Source organism: Stenotrophomonas sp. ATCM1_4, assembly GCF_004348115.1.
Taxonomy (GTDB): domain Bacteria; phylum Pseudomonadota; class Gammaproteobacteria; order Xanthomonadales; family Xanthomonadaceae; genus Stenotrophomonas; species Stenotrophomonas capsici.
This window is the reverse complement of the sequence record NZ_QPFB01000001.1, coordinates 1329431-1344204: the sequence shown is the minus strand read 5'-3', so window position 1 is coordinate 1344204 and position 14774 is coordinate 1329431. Positions and strand designations below refer to the sequence as shown.

At 68.1% G+C, this 14774-nt stretch carries 14 protein-coding genes and 1 pseudogene; 9 read left to right on the top strand and 6 right to left on the bottom strand.

Translation table 11 applies throughout. From position 1 onward, the window contains the following. Window positions 1-29: 29 nt before the first annotated feature. Window positions 30-350 carry an ATP-dependent Clp protease adapter ClpS gene (gene clpS, locus ATCM_RS06435; RefSeq protein ID WP_132863519.1) on the bottom strand — a complete coding sequence of 107 codons (321 nt, stop codon included), beginning with the start codon at window positions 348-350 and terminating at the stop codon, window positions 30-32. Window positions 351-453: 103 nt separating this feature from the next. Here clpS and ATCM_RS06430 point away from each other — a divergent pair, with 103 nt between their 5' ends. The 6 genes from ATCM_RS06430 (at window position 454) to ATCM_RS06405 (ending at window position 4728) form a co-directional block, all read left to right on the top strand. After that, window positions 454-930: a YbjN domain-containing protein gene (locus tag ATCM_RS06430; RefSeq protein ID WP_132863518.1), complete on the top strand. Its 477-nt coding sequence runs from the start codon at window positions 454-456 to the stop codon at window positions 928-930. Further along, window positions 927-1394, top strand: a complete 468-nt coding sequence (locus tag ATCM_RS06425; protein ID WP_132866088.1) for an NUDIX hydrolase — start codon at window positions 927-929, stop codon at window positions 1392-1394. Before ATCM_RS06430 ends, ATCM_RS06425 begins: the two co-directional genes overlap by 4 nt. Beyond that, the gene (mnmA, locus tag ATCM_RS06420; RefSeq protein ID WP_132863516.1) at window positions 1391-2512 is read left to right on the top strand and encodes a tRNA 2-thiouridine(34) synthase MnmA; all 1122 of its coding nucleotides are present in this window, start codon (window positions 1391-1393) and stop codon (window positions 2510-2512) included. The genes ATCM_RS06425 and mnmA overlap by 4 nt, the downstream gene beginning before the upstream one ends. A 9-nt stretch (window positions 2513-2521) precedes the next feature. Next, window positions 2522-3136, top strand: a complete 615-nt coding sequence (gene hflD / locus ATCM_RS06415) for a high frequency lysogenization protein HflD (protein ID WP_132863515.1) — start codon at window positions 2522-2524, stop codon at window positions 3134-3136. A 124-nt stretch (window positions 3137-3260) separates the two neighbouring features. Further along, entirely contained in the window at window positions 3261-4451 is a 1191-nt protein-coding gene (locus ATCM_RS06410) for a methyl-accepting chemotaxis protein (RefSeq protein WP_132863514.1), read from the top strand. 85 nt (window positions 4452-4536) lie between these two features. Beyond that, on the top strand, window positions 4537-4728 hold the full coding sequence (locus ATCM_RS06405; protein ID WP_132863512.1) for a hypothetical protein: 192 nt from the start codon (window positions 4537-4539) through the stop codon (window positions 4726-4728). Window positions 4729-5001: 273 nt separating this feature from the next. Here the strand turns inward: ATCM_RS06405 and ATCM_RS06400 are convergent, their stop codons facing one another. Next, window positions 5002-7761: an EAL domain-containing protein gene (locus ATCM_RS06400; RefSeq protein ID WP_132863510.1), complete on the bottom strand. Its 2760-nt coding sequence runs from the start codon at window positions 7759-7761 to the stop codon at window positions 5002-5004. Between the two features lie 395 nt (window positions 7762-8156). On the opposite strand from ATCM_RS06400, the pseudogene ATCM_RS06395 reads away from it, so the two are divergent. Both ATCM_RS06395 and ATCM_RS06390 read left to right on the top strand, forming a co-directional pair. Next, a pseudogene (locus ATCM_RS06395) lies at window positions 8157-9122 on the top strand (sensor histidine kinase); the annotation flags it as partial. A 23-nt stretch (window positions 9123-9145) separates the two neighbouring features. Then, window positions 9146-10876, top strand: a complete 1731-nt coding sequence (locus ATCM_RS06390) for an EAL domain-containing protein (protein WP_132863507.1) — start codon at window positions 9146-9148, stop codon at window positions 10874-10876. A gap of 44 nt (window positions 10877-10920) precedes the next feature. Here ATCM_RS06390 and ATCM_RS06385 read toward each other — a convergent pair whose 3' ends face one another. The 4 genes from ATCM_RS06385 to flgA form a co-directional block, all read right to left on the bottom strand. Beyond that, window positions 10921-12141 (bottom strand): ATP-binding protein, encoded by a 1221-nt coding sequence (locus ATCM_RS06385; protein ID WP_132863506.1) that lies wholly within the window; start codon window positions 12139-12141, stop codon window positions 10921-10923. Between the two features lie 110 nt (window positions 12142-12251). Then, window positions 12252-12590 (bottom strand): flagellar protein FlgN, encoded by a 339-nt coding sequence (locus tag ATCM_RS06380; RefSeq protein ID WP_132863504.1) that lies wholly within the window; start codon window positions 12588-12590, stop codon window positions 12252-12254. Beyond that, entirely contained in the window at window positions 12587-12889 is a 303-nt protein-coding gene (flgM, locus tag ATCM_RS06375) for a flagellar biosynthesis anti-sigma factor FlgM (protein WP_132863503.1), read from the bottom strand. Before flgM ends, ATCM_RS06380 begins: the two co-directional genes overlap by 4 nt. 65 nt (window positions 12890-12954) lie before the next feature. Beyond that, complete coding sequence (flgA, locus tag ATCM_RS06370) at window positions 12955-13599, bottom strand: flagellar basal body P-ring formation chaperone FlgA (protein WP_132863502.1); 645 nt, start codon at window positions 13597-13599, stop codon at window positions 12955-12957. Window positions 13600-13709: 110 nt separating this feature from the next. Between flgA and ATCM_RS06365 the strand changes: the two genes are divergently transcribed. Further along, complete coding sequence (locus ATCM_RS06365) at window positions 13710-14654, top strand: chemotaxis protein (RefSeq protein WP_132863500.1); 945 nt, start codon at window positions 13710-13712, stop codon at window positions 14652-14654. Window positions 14655-14774 lie beyond the last annotated feature (120 nt).

Sequence of the window (14774 nt, the reverse complement as noted above, 5' to 3'; positions counted from 1 at the left end):
CAGGTGCGCACGCGGCGACCGCGGGCGGCTCAGGCGCGCTCCATCGTGCACAGCAGCGGATGCTGGTTCATCCGCGAGAACTCGTTGACCTGGGCGACCTTGGTCTCGGCCACCTCACGGCTGTACACCCCGCAGATGCCGCGGCCGCGGGTATGGACGTGCAGCATCACCTGCGTGGCCTTGTCCAGGTCCATCGAGAAGAAGTTCTGCAGCACCGTCACCACGAAGTCCATCGGGGTGTAGTCGTCGTTGAGCAGCATCACCTGATATTGCGGCGGCGGCGCGATCTCGGGCTTGCCGGGGGCAACCAGCAGGCCGTGCTCGTTGTCATGTTGGGGCTTCTGGGGCATCGGGCAATTATAGCGGTTTGCCGGCTTCGACCTTCAGCCATTGGACGACACCCCCCTGCCCCCCGCACAATTTGCAGGTCAACCAACCACTGACGGGGAAAACATGAAGAAGTCTGTAACCGGCATCGTCATCGCAGCACTGATGACCGCAGCCGCAGGAAGCGCAGTCGCCGGTGAACCGGACCGTGCCATCGGTCGCCTGCTGGATTCACTGGAGTACAAGTACGAGGTCGACGAGGACGGTGACTACCGGCTGGTGTTCGAGCTGGACAACAACCGTACCCAGCTGGTCTACGTGCGCTCCAACGTCGAGTCCTACGGCACCCACAACGTCCGCGAGATCTGGTCGCCCGGCTACAAGTCGCCGAGCCCAGACTTCCCGGCCAGCGTCGCCAACCGCCTGCTCGAGGACTCCAATGCCTCCAAGCTGGGCGCTTGGGTGAAACAGCAGGACCTGGCGGTGTTCGTGGTCAAGATCGACGCCGACGCCACTGCCAAGCAGCTTTCCGATGCCATCGACGCGGCCTCGGCCAGCGCCGACGAGATCGAGCTGGAGCTGACCAAGGCGGACGAATACTGAGCGTGGACACCGCGCAGCCCCCGCGCTGGTCGCCACGCGTGACCGTGGCCACCGTTGTCTCCCGCGCGGGGCAACTGCTGCTGGTGGAAGAGGAAAAAGGCGGCCGGCGGGTGCTGAACCAGCCGGCCGGCCACCTGGAGGCCGGTGAAACCCTGCTGGAAGCCGCCATCCGCGAAACCCGCGAGGAGACCGGCTGGGAGGTGAAGCTGACCGGCTTCATCGGCACCTACCAGTGGGTGGCCGGCGATGGCACGCCGTTCCTGCGTTTTGCCTTCGCCGCCGAGCCGTTGCGCCACCACCCGGAGCAGGCGCTGGACGACGGCATCGTGCAGGCGTTGTGGCTCACCCCGACCGCGCTGCAGGCCGACATGGCCCGCCTGCGCAGTCCGCTGGTCTGGCAGACCGTTTCCGATTGGCTGGCTGGCCAGCGTTATCCGTTGTCGATGTTGAGGCAGGTGCAGTGAGTAGTCCCGGTGTAGTCGTAGGGGTGTCCGGTGGCGTGGATTCGTCCGTCGCCGCGTTGACCCTGGTCCAGAACGGCCTGGACGTGGCCGGCCTGTTCATGCAGAACTGGGCCGATGACGGCAGCGGCCATTGCCGCGCCGGGGAAGATCGCCGCGACGCGGTGGCGGTGTGTGGCCGGCTGGGCATCCCGTTCCACTTCCGTGATTTTTCCAACGAATACTGGCAGGGCGTGTTCGAGCACTTCCTCGCCGAATACGCGGCCGGCCGCACGCCCAACCCGGACGTGCTGTGCAACCGCGAGGTGAAGTTCAAGCACTTCCTGGACGCGGCCCGCGAGCTGGGCGCCGAGCGCATCGCCACCGGCCACTATGCCCAGGTGGTGGAGTCCGGCGGCCGTTGGCGACTGCTGCGCGGCGCCGACCGCGGCAAGGACCAGAGCTACTTCCTGCACCAGTTGGGCCAGGCCCAGCTGGCGGCCACGCTGTTCCCGATCGGCCACCTGGAGAAGAGCGCACTGCGCCGCATCGCCCGCGAGGCCGGCCTGCCTACCCATGCCAAGAAGGACTCCACCGGCATCTGCTTCATTGGCGAACGCGATTTCCGCGAGTTCCTGGGCCAGTACCTGCCCGCCCGCGAGGGCGAGATCCAGGACCCGGACGGCCAGGTCATCGCCCGCCACCCGGGGGTGTTCTACTTCACCCTGGGCCAGCGCGAAGGCCTGAACATCGGCGGCGTGCGTGGCCGTCCGGCCGCGCCGTGGTTCGTGGTCGGCAAGGACGTGGCGCGCAACGTGCTGTACGTGGACCAGGGCCATGACAGCCCGTGGCTGCAGTCCAACTGGCTGCGCAGCGAAGCCATGCACTGGATTGCCGGCGCGCCCCCGGCACGGCGCTTCGACTGCACCGCCCAGACCCGCTACCGCCAGCCGGACGAGCCCTGTACCGTCCAGGTACGTGACGATGGCACGCTGGACGTGCATTTCACCCGCCCGCAGCGGGCGGTGACCCCGGGCCAGTCGCTGGTGCTGTACGACGGCGCCGAGTGCCTGGGGGGCGCCGTGATCGCCGCCACCGATGCTCCCTTGGAACGCCGGCTTGGCGTTCCCGTTTCCCCTTGAGAGGTAACCATGAGTTTTTCCATCGATGACCGCGTGCTTGCCGTGGCCGGCATTGCCCAGGCGCTGCAGCAGGTACGTCGCATCGCCGAAACCGGCCATTCGGACAACGCCATCGTGCGGACCGCGATGGACAGCGTGATGCGCATCGACGCGGCCTCCCCGGCTGCGGTGTACGGCAGTGTCACGCAGGTGGAGCCGGGCCTGCGCCTGGTGCGCGACTACTTCCGCAACCAGGGCAAGGACGACCTGCTGCCGCGCCTGGCGTTGTCGGTGATGCAGCTGGAGCGCCGCTTCGTCCGCGAGGACGCGGCCGTGGACAAGGTGACCGCCGGCATCCGCCGCACCGCCGACCGCGCCCTGGAGCTGGGCGACAGCAGCCACCCGGACGTGTTGATGGCCATGGGCACCCTGTATGCCGACACCATCAGCCAGCTCAAGCCGCGGATCATGGTCCAGGGCAACCCGCACTACCTCGGCCAGGCTGCGGTGGTCTCGGAGATCCGGGCGCTGCTGCTGGCGGCGGTGCGCTCGGCGGTGCTGTGGCGCCAGTTGGGCGGCACCTACTGGGATTTCCTGTTCTCGCGCCGGAGCATGCTCGAAGCCATCGAGCGCCGCGTGCGTTGAGGCAACGGCCTGCCGCCCTCCCCGGCCGCAGGCCTTCACGCCGATGTCCCCGGATTGCGCGCGCAGGGCTAAAGACACCCTGCCCACGGCCGATACAGCAACCGTGACTCTCCCGAGAACGTCCATGTACGCACGTATTGCAATCCGCCTGGCCGCCCCCCTGGTCCTTACTTTCCTGCTGCCGCTCGCCGTGGCATTCACCTGGCCCGCCGCGGTGCTCTGGGCAATCCTGACCACCATGGTGCTCAGCTGGCTGGTGTTTGCCTGGTGGAGCGTGCATTCGCAGACCCAACGCTCGCCCGAGCATGCCCGCGTGATGCGCGAACAGGACATGCTGCTCAACGAGCTGCGCAGCTTCGTCAGCAACGAGATCGAAGGTTCGCGCAATGAAGTCGAGCGCGCTCGCGAACTGATCCGCCAGGCCGTCGCCGGGCTGGGCAGCAGCTTCGATGCGATGAACCGCAAGTCGCGCCAGCAGAGCCAGGCACTGGCCCGCGTGGTCGACCGTGCCGGTGAAGACGGCAGCGCCGGCGTGGACGTAGCCCGTTTCGCCCAGCACGCCAGCCAGCAGATGGAACAGCTGGTCGAGGCGCTGGAGGAAGTCAGCGGCCAGAGCAGCACCACCGTGCAGCACATCGACCAGATGGCCCAGCACCTGGATGGCATCTTCTCGCTGCTGGAGGACGTGAAGTCCATCGCCGACCAGACCAACCTGCTCGCCCTCAATGCCGCGATCGAGGCGGCCCGCGCCGGCGAAGCCGGCCGTGGTTTCGCCGTGGTTGCCGACGAGGTGCGCAACCTGTCCGAGCGTTCGACCACCTTCAACGAGCAGATCCGCAAGTTGGCCCACAGCTCCAAGGACGCCATCGCCAAGGTGCGCGAGACCGTCTCACACATGGCCTCGCGCGACATGGACCGCTCGCGTGAAGCCCGCCACGAAGCCGCCGCCATGCTCGACAACGTGGCCGCGATCAACGCGTCGCTGGGCGACGGCATGCGCGAGATCTCCGAGTGCGGCCGCGCCATCGATGGCAGCGTCGCCGAAGCGGTGCGTGCGCTGCAGTTCGAGGACATCGCCACCCAGACCCTGGGCGGCGTGCACACCCACCTGGACCGCCTGGGCACCATCAACCGCGAAGCCGTGGCCCTGCAGGAGCTGCTGCACCGCAATGGCGGCGTGTTCGATGGCGAACTGGTCAACGCCCTGCAGCGCACCGGTAGCCGCCTGCGCGAGCTGCGCAGCGAGTGGGAGCGCCCGCCGCACAAGCCGGTGACCCAGCAGAGCATGGGCGCAGGTACGGTTGAGCTGTTCTGATACCCCACCAGGCGTCCAGAACCCGGCCCCGGCGAAAGCCGGGGCTTTGTCATGTCCGTCGCTGGGCGGATCACGGGAGACCCGGATGAGCCACCAAGCAGCCGATGACGGGGCGGTCTTGGCCGCCTCCTCCTGTCTGAGCCGCGCCGAACAGTTGCAGCGACTGGAGCAGTCCAGCCGCGACGAGCTGATGGCGCTGTACCGCGATGCACGGATTGGCGTGGCAAGCGAGGATTGGCTGGTGACCAGCATCCAGTGGGACCTGGCGGTGGTCTAGGCGGCGACGGACGCGGGGCGTCGTCGCCGCGGCTGCGGGACTTGCCGCTGCCCTGGGGCAGTAGGCCGGGGAAGCCGGAAGCGCGCCTGGGCTTTGGTTGCAGCCGTGGTTTCGCGCCCGAGGGCGCTCCTACCGTGTCAGTGCTGTTGGAGCGGTCTTGGCCGCGATGCCGGTGTTGATGCAGACGATGTGCGTCGGTAACGCAATGCGGCTACCGGCTCCGGAAGCAATCGTGGTTTCGCGCCCGAGGGCGCGCCTACCGGGCCTGCGCGCTCACAGGGTGGCGGTGATCCGAGTGTGTTCGGCCGGAGGAGGCGTGCTGGTGTCGCAGCCCCCTTCGCGCAGCCAGCGCATCATCTCGCGTGAACGCAAGGGCTTGGAGTACAGGTAGCCCTGCAGCTCGTCGCAACCCTGCCGGCGCAGCATGGCTTCCTCGGCGGTTGTTTCCACGCCTTCGGCCACCACCCGCATGCCCAGCGCGTGGCCCAGGTGCACGATGGCCTGGGTGACCTCGGCGGTACCGGCGTCATGCAGCATGCCCTGCACGAAGCTGCGGTCGATCTTCAGCCGCTGCACCGGGAACCGGTTGAGGTAATGCAGGTTGGAGAATCCGGTACCGAAGTCATCCACCGCCAGCGGCACGCCATGCTGCTCGAACACGTCGAAGCACTGACGCAGGGCCTCGGTGTCGCGGATCAGGGCCGACTCGGTCAGCTCCAGCTCCAGGCGCCGCGGCGACCAGCCGTGACGGTCGCAAATCGCGATCACGCGCTCGGCGAAGCCGCGCTCGCGCAACTGGATGGCCGAGACATTGACCGCGATGCGGTCAAAACGCAGCCCGGCCTGCTCCCAGACCACGGCCTGGCGGCATACCTCGTTCAGGACCCAATCGCCGATGCGGATGATTTCCCCGCACTTCTCCGCGATAGGGATGAATTCGGCCGGACTGCACGGACCGATGCGCGGAGTGTTCCAGCGCAGCAGTGCCTCGATGGACGGCGCATGGCCTTCGCGGGTGTGGATCAGCGGCTGGTAGGCCAGGCTGAACTCGTCCCGGTCCAGTGCACCGTTCAATGCGTGCTCGATCTCGAGCAGCCGCTGGGTGCGCGCCAGCGCATCCTGGCTGTAGTACTGGTAGGTGTTGCGGCCGGCTTCCTTGGCGGCATGCATGGCCGCATCGGCCGCGCGCAGCAAGGTGTCGAAATCGTTGCGGGTCTCGTCCAGCAGGGCGATGCCCACGCTGGCGCCCACCTTCAGGGTGGCGTCCTCGCGATACAGCGGCTCGGCCAACGAGGCGATGAGCTTGCGGGCCACGTGGCCGGCGTCCTCCGGCTCGGCCAGGTTGCGCAGCACGACGATGAACTCGTCGCCGTTGAAGCGGGCGAACAGGTCGGCGTTGCGCAGGTTCTGGTGCAGGCGCGAGGCCGCGGCCTTGAGCAGGATGTCGCCGGTGGCATGGCCGAAGGTGTCGTTGATGCCCTTGAAGCCGTCCAGGTCGACGAACAGCATGGCCAGCACCGCGCCGCGCTCGCGCGCTTCGAGGATGGCCTCGGAGGCCTGCTCGCGCAGCAGCATGCGGTTCGGCAGACCGGTGAGCAGGTCGTAGTGGGCCAGCAGTTCCAGGCGCTCATCGGCCTCGCGTTCGCGGGTGATGTCGCGGAACAGCACCACGTGGCGCTCCGGCAGGCCGTCGCGGCGGTCCAGCTCGATCAGCACCTGCACCCAGACACGTTGCCCGGAGGGGCGATAGAAGCACAGGTCCAACTGCTCGGGCAGCCCGCCCTGGGCGATGCGCGCCAGGGCCGCCTCGAAGCTGTCGCGCGAGTCCGGCGTGTACAGGCCCAGCGCCTGATCCAGCGTGACCGGCGCCTTGCGCAGGCCATGGATGCGGTAGCACTCCTCGGTCCATTGCATCTCGCGGGTGCTGGCGTCGATCTCGCAGCCACCGATCCTGCCCAGCGCGGATACGCGATTGAGCAGTTCGGTGCGCCAACGGATCAATGCGTCGGTACGGTGCTGGCCGCTGATGTTCTGTACCTGGCCAACCACGCGCCGCAGCCGCCCGGACGCATCGTGCTCGGGTTCCAACCAGACCCGCAGCTGCTGTTGCAGCACCGGCTCGCGGCCCCAGCACACTTCGAATTCGGTGGCCTGCGGGTCGGCATGCAGGCGTCGCCAGACCGTCAGCAGGTGACGACGGGCGTCGCGCCCGAGTTGCCGCATCCAGCCCCAGCCCGATGACAGGGAGCCTGCCTCCACGCCGATCGCGGCGTGGCTCTCGGGCGACCACTGCATCCGTTGCCGGCCGCAATCCCAGCTCCAGCTGCCCATGCCGGCCACGCGCTGGGCGCGGCACAGCAGCGCGTGCTGCGCACGCAGGTCGTCTTCCAGCGCCTTCAGTGGCTGGATGTCGGTGTAGGTGCCGGCCATGCGCAGCGGCTGGCCGTCGGCCGCGTGCGCCACCACCCTGCCGCGGTCCAGCACCCAGCGCCACTGGCCCTGGGCGTCACGGATGCGGAACTGGCAGGCGAAGGGCTGCGCGGGGTCGTGCAGGTGCGCGGCGATGGACTGGCGCAGCAGCGGCTGTTCGTCCGGATGCACGCTGTCCATCAGCCGCAGCTCGGTGTGGGTTCCGTGCGGTCCGCGGCGGGTGAGCCGGTCGGCGGCCACGTCCCAGTCCCAGGCGACGTTGCCACCGGCTTCCATGGCCGCCAGCCATTGGGCGGCGTGCGCGGAGGCGTCGGTGGAGTACGAATACAGGTAGCCGAGCAGGCTCCCGCCCGGATCGTGGATGGCGCTGAGCCAGCCATCCAGCCGCGCCTGGCCATCCGGCAACGGGCAGCTGACCGCCTTCTGCCCGGGCGCCTGCGCCCGGCAGCCCGCCAACTGCGCGCAATAGCGCGACAAGCGTTCGTGCAGGCGCAATTCCCTGGCCTTGGCGTTGGCCGCCAAGGGCTGTCCATCCACGTCCAGCAGCACCAGGGCCGCGTTCAATGGGTGGTTAAGCAGGCTTGCGATTACCCCGCGATCCACGCGCTCTTTCTCCTGCCCGGGAATCCGGGGACAGGAGTGATAACGGCAGCAATCCGGTGGAATTGAGCATTACGTCGCGCGGCACCCGGACAACTCGTTAAGATGACATCACGCAATCCATACCCAGCATGTCGAACATGGAAGCCGGCAAGGCCCCCATTCCACCCGCGTCCGTGCCTGTCCGTCGCCTCCAGCGACAGCACCGCGTGCTTTTGCGGGTGTGCGGGCTGGTGCTGGCCATGGCATTTCTGTTCATGCGACTGGTCGCCGGCAGCGCTTCAGAAAATGTGATGTTCATCGCAGTGGCGTTGACCGTCGGCGGGATCCTGATCGGCTGGCTGTGCCGTCCGTCCGGCATGCGGCAGGACCCCACCCCACCGGCGGGGCCCTCTTCCTTCAGGCAGATCAGTGACAACCTGCCCGACGCGGTGATCATCGCTGGCGCCGACCAGGTGCTGTATGCCAACGCCTCTGCCGGGCGCATGCTCGGGATCCGCAACGGGATGCCCGCCACCGCACTGTCGGAACTGCGCGCCGCGCGTACCCAACAGCCCTCGCTCGCGCGCCTGCTGCTGCATCACCCGTGCGGCGGTGCGTTCCAGGCATCGCTCAGCGCGGGCCCGGTGGTTCATGAGGGCCAGGCCGCCGAGCGCTTCGTCATCCGTGACCTGAGCGAGCTGGAACAGGGACGCGCCGCGCTGGCGGCCAGCAATGCCGAACTGCAGGCCATGGCCGGGCGGTTGTTCTCGCTGCAGGAGGACGAACGCCGCTCGATTTCCCGTGACCTGCACGATGACATCGGCCAGGCGATCACCGCGATGAAGCTGGCTGCCTTCGCCGCCCGCGAGGAAGAGCTGGCCGAACGCCGCCGCGAGGACATCGACCAGATCATCGAACTGGCCGACAGCACCGTGATCCGGTTGCGCAACCTGTCCATGCTGTTGCGCCCGCCGCAGCTGGACGCGCTCGGACTGGAGGCTGCCTTGCGCTGGCAGGCCGGCATGCTGTTCCGCTCCACGCCGGTGGAGCTGCTGCTGGACGTGCGCACGCTCAGCCAGCGCCCGGGCAACGAGGTGGAGCAGGCCTGCTTCCGCATCGCTCAGGAAGGGCTGACCAATGCGCTGCGCCATGCCCGTGCCAGCCAGGTCTCGCTGTTGCTGCAGGACGCCCCCGAAGGCGGCCTGCACCTGCGGGTGATCGACGATGGCGAGGGATTCGACCCCAACGGACCGCGCGGATTGGGCATGATCGTGATGCGCGAACGCGCGCAGAGTGCCGGTGGCCGCCTGCGCATCGAAACCGCGCCGGGCGAAGGCACCTGCATCGACCTGCACCTGCCCTGCCCCGCGCTCCCGCATTGACCGATTTTCCAGGACCCCCGCCGATGTGGAATTCCCCCGCCGCCGTGCTTGCCGATCGCAACGATGTGCGCCCCGTGCGCCTCGGCGCCGGCAATCCCGAGTTCGCCGCGATGGTCGAGTCCGCTCGCCGCAACGGCCCGTCGATGATGCTGTTGCACCTGGACATCGACCACTTCGCCTCGGTCAACGAGAACATGAGCGCCGAAGTGGGTGACCAGGCACTGGTGCTGATCGCCGACCGGCTGCGCAACTTCCTGGATGGCCGCGGCAAGCTGTGGCGGCACGGCAGCGATGAATTCCTGATCGCGGTGGAGCGCGGCGGCAATGTGCCGCCACCGGAGGAGCTGGCCGAGCAGCTGCGCCAGCAGATCGAGCTGCCCCTGTCGGTGTTGCCGTACACCCTGTTCCTGACCGGCAAGATCGGCGCGGCGCTGTGCCCCGAACATGCCACCAACCCCACCACCCTGCTGGACCTGGCCGAGGATGCGCTGCACCAGGCCGCGCGCGAGGGCGGCAACGCGGTGCACGTGCACGTGCTGCACAAGCCCAGCAGCGCGCACAGCGAGAGCATCATTTCGCGGCAACTGGTGGATGCCATCGACAACGGCGAGCTGCGCCTGCGCTACCAGCCGCTGGTGAGCGCGCGCGACGGCCACGTGGTCGGCATGGAAGCGCTGCTGCGCTGGCAGTCGCCCACCCTCGGCATGCTGGTGCCCGAGCGCTTCATGCGCACCGCCGAGCGGCTGGGGATCATCGTGCAGATCGGCGCGTGGGTACTGGAGATGACCCTGCGCCAGGCTCGGCTGTGGCGCGACCAGGGCTTCGAGGACTTCAACGTCGCCGTCAATGTCTCCACCCTGCAGCTGCTGCGCCCGAACTTCTTCACCGAGGTGATGGCGCTGCTGCAGGGCATCGGCGTCCCCCCGCGCATGCTGACCCTGGAGATCAACGAAAGCGCGCTGACCAACAACGTCAACTTCGTCCACGAGACCCTGGCCAACCTGCGCAATGAAGGCATCAGCCTGTGCCTGGACAACTTCGGCACCGGTGATTCCAGCCTGAGCGCGTTGGTCCGCTATCCGGTGGACAAGCTCAAGATCGACCGCAGCTTCATCAAGAGCGCGCCGGCGGCCAACCGCGAGGCGGCCATCAGCCGCGCCATCATCGCCATGGGCCACCAGCTGGGCATGACCGTGATCGCCAATGGCGTGGAATCGCAGGCACAGCTCGGCTTCCTGCGCCGCAATGACTGCGATGTGTTCCAGGGCTACCTGTTCGGCGAGCCGATGTCCTCCGACGCGGCCGGCATGACGTTGCGCCGTCGCTACCTGCGCCCGGAAGCCTTCGCCGAGACCCGCCCGGACCGCACCCTGCTGCTGCTCGATGACGAGGAGAACGTGCTGCGTTCGCTGGTGCGCCTGTTCCGCCGCGACGGCTACCGCATCCTGGCCGCCGGCAACGTGCGTGACGCCTTCGACCTGCTGGCGATCAACGACGTGCAGGTGATCCTGTCCGACCAGCGCATGAGCGACATGAGCGGCACCGAGTTCCTGGGCCGGGTGAAGATGCTCTACCCGGACACGATCCGGCTGGTGCTGTCCGGCTACACCGACCTGAACACCGTCACCGACGCGATCAACCGCGGCGCGATCTATCGCTTCCTGACCAAGCCGTGGAACGACGACGAGCTTCGCGAGCACATCCGCCAGGCCTTCCGCACCCACGACGAGAAGCGCGGCGGGATTCCGACGTAGCGCCGGCGTGGACGGGCGGTTCGGCTTCGCGCCCGGGGGTGCTGCTACTTGGGCTGGCGGACCGGCAGCACGATGCGGAAGCGCGAACCTTCGCCAACCGTGCTTTCCACGTCGATGCGGCCGTGATGCTTGTTGATGATGCCGTAGGAGATCGACAGGCCCAGGCCGGTACCGCTGCCGACCGGCTTGGTGGTGAAGAACGGGTCGAAGATGCGCTGGCGCAGTTCCGGCGAGATGCCGGCGCCGTCGTCCTCGAACTGCACCCAGACCTCCTCGCCCTCCACCCCGGTGCTGACGATGATGTTGCCGCGCTCGGCGATGGCGTGGCCGGCGTTGAGCAGCAGGTTCATGTAGACCTGGTTCAACTCCGAAGGCAGGCACTCGATCATCGGCAGCTCGCCGTAATGGCGCTCCAGTGTGACCTTGTACTTGAGCTCGTTCCAGATGATGTTGATGGTCGACTCGAGGCCGGCGTGCAGGTCGGCCAGCTTCCAGGACTCGTCGCGGCCGGAGTACGAGAAGTCCTTCAGGTCGCGCACGATGCGGGTCACCCGCTCGATGCCCTCGCGGGATTCGGCCATCAGCTGCGGCAGATCGCGGCTGATGAAGTCGATGTCCAGGCGGTCGCGGATGTCATCGATCTCGGCGATCAGCGCCTTGGGGTCCGGCGCGCGCAAGGCGCGCTCGTAGGCCTCGATGACGGTGAACAGGCTGCGCAGGTATTCCTGCAGACTGCCCAGGTTGGAATGCACGTAACCGATCGGGTTGTTGATCTCGTGGGCCACGCCCGCGGCCAGCTGGCCGATGGAGGCCATCTTCTCCGACTGCAGCAGCTTCTCCTGGGCACCGTTGAGGCGCAGGTAGGCCTGGCGCAGCTCGGCGTGGCGCTGCTGCAGCTCGCGCTCGTAGTCCTCCGGGCCATCCACCTGCTGGAACAACGCCAGGAAGGATTCCCCGGCCGCGTCGGCATGATGGTGCAGGTGCACGGTGATCACGCGCTCGCCGATCGGCAGGCTGCCATTCCAGTTGCCACTCTCGCGGACCTGCGGGATCGCGAAGGACGGCAACAGCCGTTCCAGCTCGCGGGCCAGGCCGCTGCTGCCGGCTTCATCGACGCCGAACAGTTCACGCACCAGCGCATTGGCGATGCTCACCTCCAGCCGGTTGTTGAACACCAGCAGGCCATGCTTGACCCGCTCACCGAGGGCGCGCAGGGCGGCCGACGACGGAAGGGGGGCCAGGGAAGGGGTATCGATCTGGGTCACGGCGGTACGGCACTGAAACGGGGCCGTCACTATAGCCGGATGCCGGCAGGCGTTTGCTGCCGGACTGCGCGTTTGCGCGCTTCAACAGCCGCCGCAGCGGGCGGCCGGACTCAGGCCACTGCCAACGGTCGGCGTGCCTGCAGGGTTTCAGTCTGGCCCTTGGCGTCGTATGCCGGGGCATCTTCGCTGCGACCGAGCTGGCGCAGGGTCCAGTTGACCTCGCGGCGGCGGCGCGACAGCAGTACGCCGTTGGCCTGGTTGCGTTCGGCCAGTTCCTTCAGGCGACCGGCAGCGTTGAGCGGCGGATTGCGCTCCAGTTCGCGCAGGGCTTCGAGCTTCCGGCCGGTCGCGGCGACCAGTGCCGGCACGTCATGCTCGACCAGGGCGCGCTGCTCGCCTTCCAGCGCCTCGCTCAACCGCTGCAGCGGATCGGCCATGGTGAGGTTCATCCCTGCAGCTGCCGGTCCAGGTCCAGCATGCGCGAGGCAATGGCGTCGGGGTTGATCCGGTAGCTGCCGTTCTCCAGCGCCTGGCGCACGGCCTGCACGCGGGCCGGGTCGATGGCCGAGGCGTTGCTCAGCTCGCGCTGCATGGCCTGCAACTGGGTGGCTTCACCGGTCAGGCGGACACTATCGGCCGCCTGCACCGCCTGGGCCTTGGACTCGCCGGCCGGGGCGACCCGGGTGTTGACCGCAATACTGCGCATCTGCGCCGCTGCTGCGATTCCGCCGTCGATTTTCTGGCTCATGTGATGGGATTCCTGATTCGGTTCGAAAACGATAACGGCAGCGGCCGGGGGTTCTTTAGCGAAATTTACCGGCTGACCAGCACATCGCCGGCCGCCGTGGTGACACCCTGCATCACCCGGCGTGAAGACAGGTTCTCAACCGACACCCGCTCGCCCTCGCCGGCGTCGCCCAGGGCACGGCCCGCCATTCGGACTTCCACCCCGCCCCGCCGCGAGACCAGGGCGACGCTGTCGCCCCGACGGACGATCCGCTGGGCCACCAGGTCGCTGGACGAGAGCAGGCTGCCGGCACTCAAGGTGCGCCGCGCAACCCGTCCCACCGCCAGTTCAGGCGCCGAGAGTACCGCGCCGGCGATCCGCGCGGTGTCGCGCCGGACCGTACTGATGTCGGCCGCGGCCAGGGTTTCTCCAGCGGCCACGCCGCGTGCCAGCACCAGCACGGCCTGCTCGCGGCGCACCTTGACCGGCACGAACAGGCGCCAGCCACCGGCGTCCGGGCAACTCACTTCCACCGTGGTGTTGGCCGTGGCCTGGGCCCGCAGCCCCTGCGCGCAGCGCGGCATGCGCAGGCCGGCGTCGACCCCGGCCTCGCCCTGCTCCCCGGTCGCCAGGGTCGACAACGCCGCCACACGGATGCTCTCCACCGGCTGGAACTCGGTGGCAAGGGCACTCAGCGGCAGCAGCAGGCTGGCCAACAGGAACAGGCGCATGGATCTGGGCTCCGGACAAACGACTCCAGCCCGGTCACAGGCAAGCGGCGTGCCAGAACCCGGCCCAGGCCGGCCTCAAGTTGTCCCCGACCCGCGCCGATACAGGCGGCATGTCACAAGACCTGCTCAATCGCATCGACCAGCGCACCCGGCTGGCCGGCCACAATCGCCTCGCGCTGCTGCTGTTCCGCCTTGGCGGCCGTCAGCTTTTTGGCGTGAACGTGTTCAAGGTGCAGGAAGTGCTGCGACGCCCTGCGTTGTTCCAGGTGCCGGGCCTTCCCGGCCAGTTCGCCGGCGTCGCCGACGTGCGCGGGCGCTCGGTGCCGGTGTTGGACCTGGGCCTGGCGATCGGCCACCCCGAGCGCGAGCCGGAAGCCGATACTGCCCCGGGCTACCTGGTGGTCACCGAATTCAACCGCTCGGTGCAGGGCTTCCTGGTCAGCGGCGTGGAGCGGATCGTCAACATCGCGGTGGAGGACATCCAGCCGCCGCCGGAGCTGGGCGCCGAGTCCACCTACCTGACTGCGGTGACGCGCTTCCAGGGCGAGCTGATCCAGGTCATCGACGTGGAAAGCGTGCTGGCCGACATTGCCCAGGTCCGCGGCGAAGCCGTGCTGGATCCATCGATGGCGCTGCCGGCCGACGCCCCGCCGATGCAGGTACTGGTCGTGGATGACTCGCGCGTGGCCCGCCAGCAGATCCGGAGCGTGCTGGACCAGCTGGGGGTCACCGCCACCCTGCTGTCCGACGGCAAGCAGGCGCTGGAGCACCTGCTGCAGATCCAGGCCGCCGGCGAAGACCCGGCGCAACGCTATGCCATGGTCATCTCCGACATCGAGATGCCGGCCATGGACGGCTACACGCTGACGACGGAAATCCGCCGCCATCCGGGCCTGTCGGGCCTGTACGTGCTGCTGCACACTTCCTTGTCCGGCGTATTCAACAACGCCATGGTCGAGCGTGTCGGGGCCAACGCCTTCGTCGCCAAGTACAGCCCGCACGAACTGGCCGACTTCGTGCTGCAGCGCCTCCGGCACGTAGCTGAAGCGGCCTGAGCCGGGGCCGGAAGCGCGTCCCCTGCCGCCCTTCGGGCACCCTCCCCCGCAGGCGGGGGAAGGGAACGGCTTCCTGCCTTTCCCCGCAACCTGGCTGACCTGCTGCCCGATAGGTGACTG

Excerpts from the sequence above, each read along its gene's own strand:
- clpS (WP_132863519.1), bottom strand. The coding sequence starts at position 350 with ATGCCCCAGAAGCCCCAACATGACAACGAGCACGGCCTGCTGGTTGCC.
- ATCM_RS06430 (WP_132863518.1), top strand. The coding sequence starts at position 454 with ATGAAGAAGTCTGTAACCGGCATCGTCATCGCAGCACTGATGACCGCA.
- hflD (WP_132863515.1), top strand. The coding sequence starts at position 2,522 with ATGAGTTTTTCCATCGATGACCGCGTGCTTGCCGTGGCCGGCATTGCC.
- ATCM_RS06410 (WP_132863514.1), top strand. The coding sequence starts at position 3,261 with ATGTACGCACGTATTGCAATCCGCCTGGCCGCCCCCCTGGTCCTTACT.
- ATCM_RS06405 (WP_132863512.1), top strand. The coding sequence starts at position 4,537 with ATGAGCCACCAAGCAGCCGATGACGGGGCGGTCTTGGCCGCCTCCTCC.
- ATCM_RS06390 (WP_132863507.1), top strand. The coding sequence starts at position 9,146 with ATGTGGAATTCCCCCGCCGCCGTGCTTGCCGATCGCAACGATGTGCGC.
- ATCM_RS06380 (WP_132863504.1), bottom strand. The coding sequence starts at position 12,590 with ATGAACCTCACCATGGCCGATCCGCTGCAGCGGTTGAGCGAGGCGCTG.
- flgM (WP_132863503.1), bottom strand. The coding sequence starts at position 12,889 with ATGAGCCAGAAAATCGACGGCGGAATCGCAGCAGCGGCGCAGATGCGC.
- flgA (WP_132863502.1), bottom strand. The coding sequence starts at position 13,599 with ATGCGCCTGTTCCTGTTGGCCAGCCTGCTGCTGCCGCTGAGTGCCCTT.
- ATCM_RS06365 (WP_132863500.1), top strand. The coding sequence starts at position 13,710 with ATGTCACAAGACCTGCTCAATCGCATCGACCAGCGCACCCGGCTGGCC.